We start from the raw sequence: 14920 nt of genomic DNA on the forward strand, positions 1-14920 counted from the left end.
CCAAAAACAGAAACATGAACCTTATAAAGTTTGCATTACGCAGACCGATATCTGTAATGGTATTGGTGCTCGGCCTGCTGTTCTTCGGAATCAAGGCAGCCAAAGATGTAAAAGTAGATATTCTTCCGGAAATGGACCTTCCGGTGGTGTATGTAGCCCATTCCTTTAACGGATATACGCCGCAACAGATGGAAGGCTATTTCACCAAAATGTACGTTAATATGCTTTTGTTCACAAACGGAATCAAAAGTATAGAATCTAAAAACACGCAGGGATTGACCCTGATGAAGGTTAATTTTTATGAAGGAACCAATATGGGAGAAGCCATTGCACAGATCAATGCCCTTTCTACCCGTTCCCAGGTATTTCTGCCACCGGGAGCACCGCCTCCTTTTATCATCCGTTTCGACTCGTCCTCGCAGCCTGTAGGACAACTGGTTTTCCGAAGCAGCACGCAAACCAATAACCAGCTTCAGGATATTGCGAATTTCAACGCGAGACCTTTTTTAATTAAAATTCCGGGGCTTACTACTGCTCCACCGTTTGGGGGAAGTCCGCGGACGATAGAGATCAATGTGGATCCTTACAAACTCCGCGCGCACAGCCTGTCCCCTGAACAGGTAGTAGAAGCTATCAGCCGAAACAATATTACATCTCCTTCCGGAAATGTGTACATCGGCGATACCAATTATTTAACCCCAACGAATAACACCGTAAAAAAGGTAGAGGAACTTGGTGACATTCCTCTTTTTAAAGGAACGGCAGATAACGTGTACATCCGGGATGTAGCCACGGTAAAAGACGGCGCCGATATTGCCACCGGATATGCCCTTATCGATGGAAAACGCTCCGTTTATATCAATATTGCAAAAGCCAGCAATGCTTCCACACTGGAAGTCGTGAACAAGCTGAAGGAAGCACTTCCGAAAATTCAGAGAAACATGCCTGAAGGTGTACAGATCTCTTATGAGTTTGACCAGTCGGTTTATATTTCCAATGCTTTAAAAAGTCTCATCATTGAAGGCGTTTTGGGTGCTTTGCTCACAGGATTGATGGTAATACTCTTTCTTAAAGACAGACGTGCAGCCTTGATTGTTATTCTGACCATTCCGATCTCCATTATTTCCGGCGTCCTGTTTTTAAAATTATTCGGACAGTCGATCAATATCATGTCATTATCCGGACTAGCGCTGGCCATTGGAATTCTGGTAGACGAAAGTACGGTCACTATCGAAAATATTCACCAGCATTTTGCGATGGGTAAAACCAGAGCTCAGTCGATTTGGGATGCGTGTAAAGAGATTGCTTTTCCAAAATTGCTGATCATGCTCTGTATTCTGGCGGTATTTGCTCCGGCATTGATGATGAGCGGAATCCCGGGATCTTTATTTATGCCTTTAGCCATGGCGATCGGTTTCTCGATGATTGCATCGTTTGTCCTTTCGCAGACATTTGTTCCGGTGATGGCCAACTGGATGATGAAACACGATCCAAAAACCTGTGAAAATCATAAGCCGGACTGGTTCAGTGGTTTCCGTGACAGGTTTGTCAGGTTTTTATCTTCATTGATGAAAAGCAGGAAAATCATTGTAAGCATAAGTCTTGCTGCTGCTTTATGTGCAGGATTTGGGCTTTATCAGATTACTGGAAAAGATGTCCTTCCATCAGTCAATTCGCGACAGTTTCAGGTTAGAATAAAAGCTGCCGAAGGAACCCGGATTGAAGTCACCGAAATAAAGGTGAAGAAATTTCTGGAACATCTTAAAAACAAAGTGGGAAAAGACAATATTGCGATCTCTTCTGTATTCATTGGTCAGCATCCATCGACGTTCGCAGTGAGTCCTATTTATTTATACAATGCCGGACCACATGAAGCACTAATGCAGGTTGCTTTAAAAGAATTTAAAGGAAATTCAGATGAGTTGAAGGATGAACTACGTGCGTATTACAAAGAAAAAATGCCTGATCTTCACATTTCTTTTGAACCTATAGAACTGACTGAAAAAATTCTTAGTCAGGGTGCCAATAATCCTATTGAAGTAAGGGTTTCAGGAATGATGAAAAAGATGAACCGGATGTATGCCGAAAAACTTTTAGTCACACTGAAAGAGATTAAATACCTGCGTGATCAGCAGATTCCACAATCCATGAACTATCCTGCCCTGCAGATCAATATAGACCGGGTTCGAGCGGCTCAATTGGGACTGGATGCTCAGGATATCGCAAAATCATTAGTGGCAGCCACAGCTTCAACCCGGTATACCAATAAAAATTTCTGGGTTGGAGGTATGATGAGTATTGCCTATGATGTACAGGTGCAGACCCCTCAAAATATCCTGAACAGCAAAGAGGAACTGGCCAACCTTCCTCTGTCTAAGAATTCAGACCGTCCGGTTTTGGGAGATGTCGCTTCCATCACCTCAACAAAAGAGTTGGGAGAAAGTTATAACCTTGGAACGATGGGTTACACAACAGTGACTGCCAATACACACAAAACAGATCTGGAACAGGCTTCCAAAGATGTAAAAAAAGCTATTGAATCATTGGGTGAACTTCCAAAAGGAGTCAATATCGAAGTGGCCGGAATGGCTCCCGTATTGGATGAAACGTTAAGCAGTCTGGCTTCCGGGCTTCTGATTGCTATTGTGGTGATCTTCCTGATGTTATCTGCTACGTTCCAGTCTTTCAGGGTGTCAATTGTTATTTTAACGACGGTTCCGTTTGTAGTCGTTGGCTCATTAGCCCTGCTTAATCTGACGGGTTCAACGCTGAATCTCCAGTCTTATATGGGACTGATTATGTCGATCGGGGTTTCCATTGCCAATGCTGTTCTATTAATCAGTAATGCTGAAACCATCCGGAAATCAACAGGTAATGCCTTGGAAGCCGGACTTGAAGCAGCTAAACTCCGGATACGTCCTATCATTATGACTACACTGGCCATGGCGGCGGGAATGCTTCCGATGGCTATTGGTTTCGGAGAAGGAAGTGACCAGGTTTCTCCTTTAGGCAGAGCGGTTATCGGAGGACTGATTTTCTCCACATTCTCTGTACTCGTTATCCTTCCGCTGGTTTACGGATGGATGCAGAAAAATGCGGGAATTATTTCGCCATCACTGGATCCTGAGGACGAAGAAAGCATTCATTATTTAAATCCTAACTCTTAATTTTTACTTCAATGAAAAACATTATATATACAGCCATTACAATAGGACTTATGAGTATCCCGGCTTCCTGTAAAGAAGAAAAGCCAATGAATATGTCCAAAGAGACCAAACCCATGATGATGCACAGCATGGAAACTGTGGAGATCAAAAAGAGCAATCCTAAAGTTGAATTAAAATTGGCCGGAGAACTGATTCCGGATCAGGAAACCGCTTTATTTGCCAAAATACCTGGATATGTTAAAAAGATCAATGCGGACATCGGTTCGTATGTGAGTGCAGGACAGATTATAATGGTTCTGGATGCTCCTGAGATCCAGTCACAAGCTGCCAACGCCAAATCGAAATGGCAGGCGCAGGAAGCTATTTATGCTGCTACAAGATCCAATTACGACAGAGTCTACCGGGCGAATGAAACCAAAGGGGCTATCGCTAAAGATGCTTTAGATCAGATCACTGCCCGAAAACTGTCAGATAAGGCGCAGGTTAATGCCGCAAAGTCAGCCTATCGGGAACTGCAGGACATCAATCAATATCTGGTTATCCGTGCGCCTTTCAGCGGAATTATTACGGAAAGAAATGTAGACCTTGGCGCTTATGTAGGTCCGAACGGCGGAGCACCATTGATGGTCATTCAAAATACATCCAAACTTCGCTTGAGTCTTTCTGTTCCGGAAGCAAGTGTTCAATACCTGAAAACAGGAGATACCATTGCATTTAGAATCCACGCGATGCCTGAGAAAAGTTTTAAAGCCAGGATTTCAAGGAAGTCGGGATCGTTGGATGTGAAACTGCGTTCGGAGAAAATTGAGGCTGATTTTATTAATCATGCAAGAGAATTAAAGCCTTTTATGATCGCAGAATCTGTCATTCCCCTGCAAAATCAGGAAGCCACTTTCTTTATTCCGAGATCGGCTTTGGTAGAAAGTAATATGGGAATTTACATCATCAGGAATGAAGCGGGCAAAACCAAGTTTGTTCCTGTAAAAAAGGGAAGAGTACTGAATGATATGATTGAAGTTTTCGGGGAACTCACCGAAGGAGATAAGATCATTAAAAAAGGAAATGAAGAAATTTTAGAAGGAAGTTTAATTAAATAACATCAACAATGAAAGCATTATTCAGAAACACAGTCATCATTATTTTCGGATCAGCCGTTTTATACTCGTGTGGTAATGAAAAACAAAAGAACACGCCGAAACCTGAACCTCAACCTGCACAAAAAGTGCAGCCAGTTGCCGCTACCGGAAAATATAAAAAGGGAGATCATGTCCCAAGTGAAACCGTCTGCATGGTGAACAATGCCTATATGGGCAAAAAGCAGATGGAAGTTCCCCACGGTGGAAAGATCTACTACGGCTGCTGCGAGATGTGTGTAGAAAGGATTCCGAATGATCAAAGCGTGAGAGAAGCTGTAGATCCGTTTACCGGAAAAAAAGTGGATAAGGCCAATGCATACATAGTGATGGTCAGCGATGAAGGAGAAGTGGCTTATTTCGAAAACGAGGAAAACTACAAACAGTTTTTAGCACAAAATTCATAATCTATATTTTTTTTATGTTGTTTTTAGGGCCTGGTAATTTATTATCAGGTCTTTTATTTGTGGGAATGTAGAGTGGATTAATTAGATGCGGAAAGTTGATTTCACGCAAAGGCGTAAAAATTCTTAAATTTAATGCTGCTTTAAGGTGCAAAGATTTTATCTCCGATAAAATTGTATACCGCTCTTATTGCACGAGAAAAAACGAAAATCTTTGATTTTCTTGCGTCCTAAATATCCTGCCAAGGAAAACCTTTGCGTCTTTGCGTTTAAAACATACCAGTTCATTTTAGTCTATAATTTATATTAATTGATCATAGACTACCTATTTCCATCATCAAACAACATAAAAATCTGTGAAATTTGTGAGATCTGCGGGAGATTTTCACTCCCAACCATCTGAAATCAGAACAAAAAAAAGACAGGCTGAAAAACCTGTCTTTAAAAAATATTTCGTGTAATTTTTTACTCTACATTGATTACTTTTTGAATCTCCGGAGCATGTTGCTTGATGGTATTTTCTACGCCTAATTTTAGGGTTGAGAAATTCAGCGAACATCCGGAACAGTTACCCAAAAGTTTCACAAAAACCTGGTTATCCTTCACGTCAATAAGCTCGATATCACCTCCATCCTTATTCAGGAACGGCCTGATGCTTTCCAGAGCTTCCATTACTCTCGTTACTGTATCTTCGTGTGTTATATTTGTTTCCATATTTCTTTAGTTCAATTCGGCTTTTTTCAAACTTAATTGAAAATAATTATTTTTTAGCTTTCGGCGAGCAACCCGCCATGGTTGAAATCTTTACAGCTTCTGTAGGCGGAAGATTTTTATTTCTTTCCAGTAGACTTTCTACCATTTTTCTTGCCGTTTCGATGTAGATCTCTTCAATTTTGGAGCCTTCCTGAAGCGCAGCAGGTCTTCCGACATCTCCGGCTTCTCTGATACTCTGAATCAACGGAATCTCTCCAAGTACCGGAATCCCCAGATCTTCAGCAAGATACTGAGCCCCCTGTCTTCCAAAGATGTAGTACTTGTTATCAGGAAGTTCTTCCGGCGAAAAATACGCCATATTTTCGATTAATCCAAGAACCGGAATGTTAATACTTTCCATCTGGAACATCGCGATTCCTTTTCTTACGTCTGCCAAAGCTACGTGTTGAGGGGTACTTACAATCACAGCCCCTGTTACAGGTACTTCCTGAATGATAGATAAGTGAATATCCCCAGTTCCCGGAGGAAGGTCGATTAATAAGAAATCAAGTTCTCCCCACGCTGCATCTCTGATCATCTGGTTCAAAGCTTTTGAAGCCATTGGGCCTCTCCAGACTACTGCCTGATTGGCTCCTGAGAAATAACCGATTGAAAGCATTTTTACCCCGTAGTTTTCAACAGGTTTCATTTTACTTTTTCCATCAACGTCTACAGAAATCGGTTTTTCACCTTCCGTATCGAACATGGTAGGAACAGACGGTCCGTAAATATCAGCATCCAGTAATCCTACTTTGAAACCCATTTTCGCTAAGGTAACTGCCATATTTGCAGCAATCGTAGATTTTCCTACACCACCTTTTCCTGATGCAATAGCAATAATATTCTGAATTCCCGGGATCTGTTTACCTTTGATCTGGCTTTGCTGGATCTCAGTCGGTTCCGGAGAAACAATTTTAAGTTTTAAGTGAACATCCTCTCCAAATTCACTGGCAAAAGCCTGCTTCATCGCTGCTTCGAGCTTTTTCTTTTCGTGCATTGCCGGTGAATGAGCGGTCATGTCTATATACACATCGTTACCCATAACTTGAAAGTTACTCACCAAATCATCTACTTCTATCTCTTTAAGGAAATCTTGAACCTGTTCTTTCGTCAACATACTAAATATAAATTGTTCACAAATTTACGGTTTTTTTTAATAATTTAGAATCAATAAAATCTATAACCCGATGTGATAAATAAGATGATAAAATAGACGTCTTTCATATTTCTTATCTTCATCTTTACCAGACCAATTCACCATTATAAAATATCATCTATGAATTCTACCGCTTATCCTTCTAAATATGCTTCTCCGAAAGGAATTTTCACCGTCGGAAAGACCCGATTCAAATGGTATAACCTCGCAGAAGATCCTGCTGCTGTTTCACCTCAGGATATCAACAATGCCCAATTATGTATTGAAAATGCTGTCGAAAATTTCCAGAACAAAGAAGATCTCGGATTTGTCATCATGCACAGATGCGGTGAAAAATATTTACTTCTGGTCTGTACCTGGAGAAGCGAAAACGAACTTTGGGAAAGTGTTTATTATGATGGTTCCGGAACTTTTGAAGTCTGGGACAGAAATACAATTCATCTTCCAACCTATTGTGTCTGGGAAATGGGTATTGTCTACCACGAATCCCAATCCTGGAAAAAATTCTTAGGAACAGACCGTACAGAAACTCATCAGCAAGATTATTTAAATGATATTTTCGAAGGAGAAGTTTAAGTTTTCTACCACAAAAGGTGCAATAGTTTTTTACACTTAAGTTACTTAAAGCTTAAATACCTTATAAATAATAAGATCACATCAATTTTTAAGAAAAAATCAAAGATTTTATTCAGAATATGATCCATAAACATCCGTGCAAATCTGTGTAATCCATGGTTAAAAAATCATATAAACATTTTCCTTATTAAATCATACAAACCTATCATATTCAATAGGAACGGGCTTTAGCCCGTTTAACAAATACATGATCATTCATCCGGCTTTAGCCAAAACCTAGCTTCATGCCCAAAATATTTTGTAATTTAATTCGCCCTGCTTTTCTCATCAAATTTCACATTACGATCCGCCCCTTTCACTTTTTTATTTCCAAACGTATACGTCGCTGATAAAGTAAGCCTTCTGGCATCATAATAATTATTGTAATAGTGGGTACCTGTTGTATAATAGATTTCTCCTCGGCTTCTCCCTTGTTTGAAGATATCTGAAACCAATAGATTCATCTGCAGAGTTTTCTCCATAAGGCTCAATTTAAGCCCGGCAGTAACAAGTCCTGCGTAATTCATGTAGGAATTTCCTGAATTGGATGGTAATCTGAACCAGTAATTCAAGATCAGTTGCACTGTTTTAGTTTTATTAAGTGAAAGGTTGTTCTGAAAATCAAAACTATAGCTATTCCCTTTTCTCGAAGCGGCATCAGTATCAAAAACTTTCGTTTCCATATAAGAAATGTCTGTAGAATAATTGGCTTCCCAGAATTTAAAGAACGTATCAGAATAATTGACCGTAATTCCCATACTGTTCTGGTTGTAATAATTAGCAAACGTACTGATCCTGTTTTCGCCCTGAAGATTGGCCAGCTGACCAAATGCTTCTACCGTCCTCTGGAAATATGCAGATGTTGAAAGCTTCCCTTTATAAACATGTGAAATTTCAAAATTATGATTGATAGAAGGTGTCAGTAATGGATTTCCGGTAAAGTAAGAATTCACATTGATATACCATCGGTAGGGATTGATCGCGCGAAATCCTGGCCTGTTGATTCTTTTAGAGTAATTTAAATTGAAAGTATTGTTTTCATTGCTTTTATAGCTGATATAAGCGGTAGGAAAGAATTTTCCATAAGAGTTTTCCGTCTGCTGTCCTGAGGTTAAGGAATTACCATTTACCGTGGAATATTCATAGCGTAGTCCTGCTTTTGCCGACCATTTTTCGTTGAATTCTTTTTCAAAGCTGACATACGCTGCGTAGTTTTTTTCATTGTACTCAAATACATTGCTTTTTAAAGGATCTGTGGTAAAATTTCCATTCGTTAGATTCTGGTAAGAAATATCTGAATTGTTATCAAAATTGGTGAACTTAACTCCGGTTTCCATCTTTGCAAACTGGTAGGGCAATGTAAGATCTGCCTGGCCTGAGTAAATTTTATAATCAACAGTAGAAGGTGTTCTCACGACAAAATCGTCTCCAGAGCTTTCCGTGGTGGTAAAATCAATCAGACTTTCCGGGATATTGGAAAAATAATTTCCGGTAATGCTCAGCTTATGAGCCTGCTTTCCAAACTTAAGATCGTAGTAAGCACTTATCGTCTGTTGTTGATTTTTAGCACGGTGTTCTGCATAAGTAGTCAGCGTATTCGTATACATCTCGTTCTGGAAATATCTTGACGTATTCTGAACATCCATATTTGAGTGCCCGAAACCATAATCGTAAATAAATCCTACATTGGATTTAGCATTAATCTGATAATCAACACTTAAATTAGCACCTAGCCCATTTCCGAAATCTCGTCTCTCATCCGAACTTTTAAGACCGTCTGCGCCTTCAATGGTATAGTTTTCATAAGAACGCTTTTGATAATCATAATGCCTTAATTTCAGTGAAGACCTTAGTTTTTCATTTTGATAATTGATCGTTGCATTGTTGGAAAACCCGGTGTAAGTCTGCTGCTGAAGGCTCGTAGTAAGACTTCCACTCCAGCCCAGGTTCTGATTTTTCTTTAAAACGATATTGATAAGCCCGCTGTTTCCCTGCGCTTCATATTTTGCCGGAGGAGTCGTGATCACCTCAATCTTTTCTATATTTTCGGATCTTAAACTTTTAAGATAAGTCACCAGTTCACTTCCTGAAAGGTTCAGCATTCTATCATTGATCATCACAGCGACTCCGCTTTTTCCAACGATTGAAATTCCTGCATTGTCATCCACTTTAATCAATGGGGTCGTTGATAATGCTTCTGCTCCATCCATTCCCTGTGAAGCCACGGAATTGGACACATTAAAGATCAGGCGGTCAGCCTTTCTTTCAATTAATTTTTTCCGTGCGGTAAGTGTGACGCCTTCAATTTGTTTTTCCTGTTTTTTCTCAATGAAAAAATCCTGCTTCGTCTCTCCGTTAACGCTAATCTCTGTGGTGGATACTTCTGCTCCGTCCTGAATCAGTTTTACATTGTAATTTCCGTTATCGGGAAGTTTTAAAGAATAATTTCCTTTTTCATCTGAAATAGCCGTCTGTCTGGTTTTGTCCTTTACTGCTACGATTTCTATGTATGAAACTGAATTCCCCGTCTGCGTTATTTTCCCTGTGATGCGTTGCGAAAAGGCGAGAACCGGCAGTAGCAGGACCACAGAAATTAATGTTTTCTTCATGTATTTTGTAGTAATAGTTTTTAACAAGACAATTCCTCACTTTCTTTTATTACATTCCGTTCTGCTGTTTTTTCAATATATTCGTGGACATAAATTGATGATATGAAAAAAAGACTGGCAGTTTTCTCTTTATGCATTGCCCAGATCATATATTCCCAGAATTATTCCCAGTATGTCAACCCTTTTATAGGAACCGGAGGCCACGGTCACACCTTTCCGGGAGCTATTGTTCCTTTCGGGATGGTACAGCTTTCACCGGATACAAGGATAGACGGAAGCTGGGATGGATGCAGCGGATATCATTATTCAGATTCGGTGATCTATGGTTTTTCACATACGCATCTCAATGGAACCGGAGTTTCGGATTATGGAGATATCATGCTGATGCCTACGATGGGAAATGCAAGCTTAAATCCCAAAGATTACTCTTCTAAGTTTTCACATAAAAATGAAAAAGCTTCAGCCGGATTTTATTCTGTTAAGCTGGACAAAAACAATATCGATGTCCGTCTGACCACCACTCAAAGAGTCGGCTATCACGAATATACTTTTAACAAGTCAGGAACAGCCAATATCGTTCTTGACCTCAACCACAGAGACAAACTCCTGGAAGGTGAAGTCAAGATCATTGATGATAAAACCATTGAGGTTTTCAGAAGAAGTGAAGCATGGGCTACCAATCAACATATCTATGCCAGAATTGAGTTTTCAAAACCGATGAAAATCTCCAAAAAAGAGGTCAACGGAAAACAGGAAGACAGGCTTTTCACCGGAACCAAATTAGCTCTGGCTTTTTCATCCGATGTTAAAAAGGGAGAAAAGATCAGCGTAAAAGTCGCCATTTCTCCAACAGGTTATGAGGGAACGGAAAAAAATATGCTGGCAGAAGGAAAATCCAATGATTTTGAAGCGGTAAGAAAACAGGCCGAAACCGATTGGAATAAAGAGCTTTCAAAAATTGAAGTGAAATCTGATGATAAGGATAAACTTTCTGTTTTTTATACCGCGTTATACCACGTTTTCACCCAGCCGAACATCAATATGGATGTGGATGGAAGATATAGAGGCCGCGATAATAAGCTTTATACCACAAAAGGATTTGACTATTATTCCGTATTCTCGCTTTGGGATACTTTCAGGGCTGCACATCCGCTGATGACTCTGATCGACAGAAAAAGGACGGCAGATTTCATCAATACTTTTATCAGACAGTATGAACAGGGCGGAAAACTTCCGGTGTGGGAACTGGCTTCCAATGAAACAGAATGTATGATCGGCTACCACTCTGTTTCCGTGATTGCGGATGCGATGGCTAAAGGAATTAAAGGCTTTGATTATGAAAAAGCTTTTGAAGCCTCTAAAAACTCTGCCATGCTGGATATTTTCGGTTTAAATGCTTACAAACAGAACAATTACATAAGCATTGACGATGAACATGAAAGTGTTTCCAAAACCGTAGAATATGCCTACGACGACTGGTGTATTGCTCAAATGGCTAAGATTTTAGGCAAAAAAGAAGATTATCAGTATTTCATGAAACGTTCCCAGAACTGGAAAAACCTATATAATCCTAACAGTGGCTTTATGCAGCCGAGAAAGAACGGAAACTGGTATGAACCTTTTGATGCAAGGGAAGTGAACAATAACTATACGGAAGGAAATTCATGGCATTATTCCTATTCTGTACAGCAGGATATTCCAGGACTGATCGCTGCTCACGGTGGAAAGGAAAAATTTGAACAGTTCATTGATGCTATTTTCGCAGCACCGGATAAAACAACCGGCAGAGAGCAGGTAGATATTACGGGTCTGATGGGACAATATGCCCAAGGAAATGAGCCTAGCCATCACATCGCCTATCTGTACGATTATGTAGGAAAACCGGAAAAGACAGATGCCAAGATCAAATATATTCTTGATAACTTTTATAAAAATACACCGGACGGACTTATTGGAAATGAAGACTGCGGGCAGATGAGCGCATGGTATATTCTGAGCTCGATGGGAATTTATTCCGTGACTCCCGGGCTTCCGGAGTGGCAAACAACTACGCCTTACTTTGATGAGGTTAAAATTCATCTGGAAGACGGCACCACAAAAGTGATCACAAAAAATACAAGCAGATCTGAGCTTCAAAAATTAGGATTTGAAAACAGCCAACCGGCAAAAGATTTCAAATATACACAGCTCACGGCATCACCAGTGATTGCCTCCGACAGGATTTTCGATTTTTCAGCCAAAGTACAGATCACTCCACTGAATCCTAGTGATAAAGTCTATTATATGACCATGAATTCGGATGATGCGAATGTAAGAAAGACGTTCACAACATATAAAGGACCTTTTACCATTAGTAAAACGACTCAGGTGCATGCTTATTCGGAAAGAAATGGTGAAAAGAGTTCTGTGACGGTTGCTAGTTTTAACAGAAGACCGAATTACTGGGATATTACCATCCATTCAAAAGTAACTCCGCAATATACCGCTAATGGAAAACTGACACTTATCGATGGGATCAATGGTGATGTGAACTGGAGAAAAGGGGAATGGCATGGTTATCAGGGACAAAATTTTGAAGCTGTGATTGATTTAAAATCACCTCAGCAGATTACAAAATTATCTTCTACCTATCTTCAGGACAGCAGAGCGTGGATTTTAATGCCTAAAAAAGTGGAATACTATGCTTCAATGAATGGGAAAGACTTTATCCTTCTGAAAAGCGTTGACAATACGATTGACGCTAAAGATGAAAAAGTACAGATTCAGGATTTCGGAACAGAAATTCTTCCAACTGAAGCCCGCTACATCAAGGTAAAAGCATATTATTACGGTAAACTTCCGGAATGGCATCAGGGTGCCGGTGGTGAGGCGTATATCTTTATTGATGAGATTTCTGTGAAATAAAAACCTCCTTATAAATGAAAAAACTATTATTACTATTCTTCTTTCTCTCAAGTATCATAAAAGTATCAGCCTGTAAATGTGTAAGAGATCCTTTACCACAGGATTATTTAAATGCCAATGTTGTAGGTGTTATCAAAATTTTAAGAGTTTATGATGAAAATGTTAAACAAAGAACATATAAAGCAGATGTTGAGTTTGAAAGATTATACAAAGGGACAAAATTTAAAACATTAACTGTAAGAGGATTAATCGGGAATTCATCCTCTGGCGCCTGTGAAATAGATATACAGCCCAACGAAAGATATTTGATTTTATTAAGTGGGTCAAGTGGCAACGGCTACACTATTTCTTCTTGCACTCCAAAATCTAATTTAAGCGCTACGTCTTCAAAAGATGAGAATTCAGAGCTTGAAACTTTAAAGGAAACTTTTTCTTATTTAGATCAAAATAGATACAAATTTACAGGCCTTACATTTACCTTTTGTGAAGACGGAACAAGCGACGGTGGTCAAACAGATTTATCAAAAATTGAAGGGTTTCAACCGAAACACTCCTTTGCCATTTACAAAGTAAAGATCAATGAATCGTCTAAAATTGAAAAAATTGTCACCATTACTGGTTTTGGTAGTCAGGACAAGATAATTGAGGATGTCATAAAAAGTAAAATGATCGTTGACAGACCAATGTTTTCAAATAGCTCGGATAAAAAAGAATTTCTCATCTTACTTTTTTATCATAAAGAAAATTCAAAAAACCAATATAAAAATATCATTTCCAATTATTGGTAAACAAATAAACAAAGCCCTTCGAAAAATTCGAAGGGCTTTGTTTATTATTGATGTTTATCAATCTCTCTTTATCTTATACAAATCCAAAACACCGGGGGAAATTTTCAGATCGGGTCTAAAAAAAGCGATTCCTTTTATGAAATGTTTTCTTAATGAATTTCCATTAGTAATTACAGATTGTGCTTCTATGGATAATGCTTTTATCATTACTTTATCTGACTCTTCATCGGATACGTAATAACACAAGTCCATATTGGTATCGGTCTGATCAAGATTGATAAAAACGTCATATTTTCCGTTCTCCGGATGCGGCATCAGTTGGCTGTACTGTACTGATTTTACTAGACCCTGATTGCTGTAATAATGAATTCCTGCTCTGTCCACCATCGTCCGAATTATTTTCGCACTTGGTTTTTCTTTTATTTTTACGATCAGAAGCCATACAAATAATGCTGTAACGAGTATCGCCAATAGAACCATTAAAATTTTCAGTTCAATCTTGATTTTTGAATCTACAGTAAGCCATGCCATTATAATCGTCATCAGAGGTGTCAATACGGCGAATATTGAAAAAACAGTTTTAAAAGCCAAAGTCCAGCCTTTAGAAATTTTTGATTCAATAGCCGGAAATTGATCTTTGTCTGATTCCATTTTAATGCTGGATTTTAATTCAATTTTTCAGACCATTTCAGCTCCTGTGGCAGTTCCATATCAGAAAACTCTATATGGATTACTCTCCTCCTCCTTCCGTCTGTTGTTCTGTTCGAACCGTGAAGTGTTAAAGGCTTCATGATCATAATCCCTCCTTTTTCCACATTACAGATTTCTTCAGTTTCCGTATTCCAATCGATGGTTTCCGGTCTGTAGATTCCTTTGGCATGAGATCCCGGAACTACTTTTAATGCTCCGTTATTTTCATCGGTATCATCCAGATGAATTCTGATGGTCCAGATATTTTCAAGGATGGGCAAAGGTGGCTGTACGGCAAACTGATTTTTCTTGGTTGTCCACGGTCCGAAACCTTGCATTTCCAGTTTTTTATCGACTGAAATGGTCAGATCCTGATGATAGGCGACATACCAGTTTGACGTTTCCGGTTTATCAAAATAAATGCTTTTGACCGCAAAATATCGTTCTCCGAAAAGTTCTTTGACAATGGTTTTAACAGCATCATTGAACACCAGATCTTTCACTTCCGGAACTTCTTTTAAGAACTGTCTTACCGCAAAAAGATCATCAGATTTTCTGAAGTTTTCCTTTGAGGTGTCCACGTTTTGAATAACCTCAGCGATCTGCTCAATCTCTTCATCAGAAAAAACCGAATGAATGACCGTGAAGCCTTTTTCGAAAACATTTTCTTTATGATTCTGCAAAAACTCCTGTGTCATGAC

Annotated in this window: 11 protein-coding genes; 6 read left to right on the forward strand and 5 right to left on the reverse strand. The window is 39.3% G+C overall.

The genetic code is table 11. From position 1 onward, the window contains the following. The first annotated feature begins 14 nt into the window (after nt 1-14). The 3 genes from N0B48_RS22030 to N0B48_RS22040 are packed head-to-tail and all read left to right on the forward strand — an operon-like array spanning nt 15 to nt 4707. Entirely contained in the window at nt 15-3167 is a 3153-nt protein-coding gene (locus tag N0B48_RS22030; protein ID WP_259841594.1) for an efflux RND transporter permease subunit, read from the forward strand. Between the two features lie 11 nt (nt 3168-3178). Beyond that, the gene (locus N0B48_RS22035; protein ID WP_259841596.1) at nt 3179-4264 is read left to right on the forward strand and encodes an efflux RND transporter periplasmic adaptor subunit; all 1086 of its coding nucleotides are present in this window, start codon (nt 3179-3181) and stop codon (nt 4262-4264) included. Nucleotides 4265-4272: 8 nt separating this feature from the next. Next, nucleotides 4273-4707 (forward strand): hypothetical protein, encoded by a 435-nt coding sequence (locus N0B48_RS22040; RefSeq protein ID WP_259841598.1) that lies wholly within the window; start codon nt 4273-4275, stop codon nt 4705-4707. Between the two features lie 462 nt (nt 4708-5169). Here N0B48_RS22040 and N0B48_RS22045 read toward each other — a convergent pair whose 3' ends face one another. Together N0B48_RS22045 and N0B48_RS22050 are read right to left on the reverse strand one after the other, a co-directional pair. Beyond that, nucleotides 5170-5418, reverse strand: coding sequence for a NifU family protein (locus N0B48_RS22045; protein WP_051890476.1), 249 nt, complete (start codon nt 5416-5418; stop codon nt 5170-5172). 46 nt (nt 5419-5464) lie between these two features. Further along, a complete protein-coding gene (locus tag N0B48_RS22050) occupies nt 5465-6574 on the reverse strand; it encodes an Mrp/NBP35 family ATP-binding protein (RefSeq protein ID WP_259841603.1) in 1110 nt (369 codons plus the stop codon). Between the two features lie 159 nt (nt 6575-6733). On the opposite strand from N0B48_RS22050, the gene N0B48_RS22055 reads away from it, so the two are divergent. Beyond that, nucleotides 6734-7189: a hypothetical protein gene (locus tag N0B48_RS22055; RefSeq protein WP_259841604.1), complete on the forward strand. Its 456-nt coding sequence runs from the start codon at nt 6734-6736 to the stop codon at nt 7187-7189. Between the two features lie 305 nt (nt 7190-7494). Here the strand turns inward: N0B48_RS22055 and N0B48_RS22060 are convergent, their stop codons facing one another. Then, entirely contained in the window at nt 7495-9837 is a 2343-nt protein-coding gene (locus N0B48_RS22060) for a TonB-dependent receptor family protein (protein WP_259841605.1), read from the reverse strand. Nucleotides 9838-9939: 102 nt separating this feature from the next. On the opposite strand from N0B48_RS22060, the gene N0B48_RS22065 reads away from it, so the two are divergent. After that, on the forward strand, nt 9940-12741 hold the full coding sequence (locus N0B48_RS22065) for a GH92 family glycosyl hydrolase (RefSeq protein ID WP_259841606.1): 2802 nt from the start codon (nt 9940-9942) through the stop codon (nt 12739-12741). Between the two features lie 14 nt (nt 12742-12755). Beyond that, nucleotides 12756-13529, forward strand: a complete 774-nt coding sequence (locus N0B48_RS22070) for a hypothetical protein (protein WP_259841607.1) — start codon at nt 12756-12758, stop codon at nt 13527-13529. A gap of 57 nt (nt 13530-13586) precedes the next feature. Here N0B48_RS22070 and N0B48_RS22075 read toward each other — a convergent pair whose 3' ends face one another. Both N0B48_RS22075 and N0B48_RS22080 read right to left on the reverse strand, forming a co-directional pair. Next, nucleotides 13587-14180: a hypothetical protein gene (locus tag N0B48_RS22075; protein ID WP_259841608.1), complete on the reverse strand. Its 594-nt coding sequence runs from the start codon at nt 14178-14180 to the stop codon at nt 13587-13589. A 14-nt stretch (nt 14181-14194) separates the two neighbouring features. Continuing rightward, the gene (locus N0B48_RS22080; protein ID WP_259841609.1) at nt 14195-14917 is read right to left on the reverse strand and encodes a phytanoyl-CoA dioxygenase family protein; all 723 of its coding nucleotides are present in this window, start codon (nt 14915-14917) and stop codon (nt 14195-14197) included. Between the last annotated feature and the right edge of the window lie 3 nt (nt 14918-14920).

Origin of the sequence: Chryseobacterium herbae, from assembly GCF_025154075.1 — a bacterium.
GTDB lineage: Bacteria > Bacteroidota > Bacteroidia > Flavobacteriales > Weeksellaceae > Chryseobacterium > Chryseobacterium herbae.

Bases quoted from the DNA above. Each gene is read 5' to 3' on its own strand.
- N0B48_RS22030 (WP_259841594.1), top strand. From the start codon at position 15: ATGAACCTTATAAAGTTTGCATTACGCAGACCGATATCTGTAATGGTA.
- N0B48_RS22035 (WP_259841596.1), top strand. From the start codon at position 3,179: ATGAAAAACATTATATATACAGCCATTACAATAGGACTTATGAGTATC.
- N0B48_RS22040 (WP_259841598.1), top strand. From the start codon at position 4,273: ATGAAAGCATTATTCAGAAACACAGTCATCATTATTTTCGGATCAGCC.
- N0B48_RS22045 (WP_051890476.1), bottom strand. From the start codon at position 5,418: ATGGAAACAAATATAACACACGAAGATACAGTAACGAGAGTAATGGAA.
- N0B48_RS22050 (WP_259841603.1), bottom strand. From the start codon at position 6,574: ATGTTGACGAAAGAACAGGTTCAAGATTTCCTTAAAGAGATAGAAGTA.
- N0B48_RS22055 (WP_259841604.1), top strand. From the start codon at position 6,734: ATGAATTCTACCGCTTATCCTTCTAAATATGCTTCTCCGAAAGGAATT.
- N0B48_RS22060 (WP_259841605.1), bottom strand. From the start codon at position 9,837: ATGAAGAAAACATTAATTTCTGTGGTCCTGCTACTGCCGGTTCTCGCC.
- N0B48_RS22065 (WP_259841606.1), top strand. From the start codon at position 9,940: ATGAAAAAAAGACTGGCAGTTTTCTCTTTATGCATTGCCCAGATCATA.
- N0B48_RS22070 (WP_259841607.1), top strand. From the start codon at position 12,756: ATGAAAAAACTATTATTACTATTCTTCTTTCTCTCAAGTATCATAAAA.
- N0B48_RS22075 (WP_259841608.1), bottom strand. From the start codon at position 14,180: ATGGAATCAGACAAAGATCAATTTCCGGCTATTGAATCAAAAATTTCT.
- N0B48_RS22080 (WP_259841609.1), bottom strand. From the start codon at position 14,917: ATGACACAGGAGTTTTTGCAGAATCATAAAGAAAATGTTTTCGAAAAA.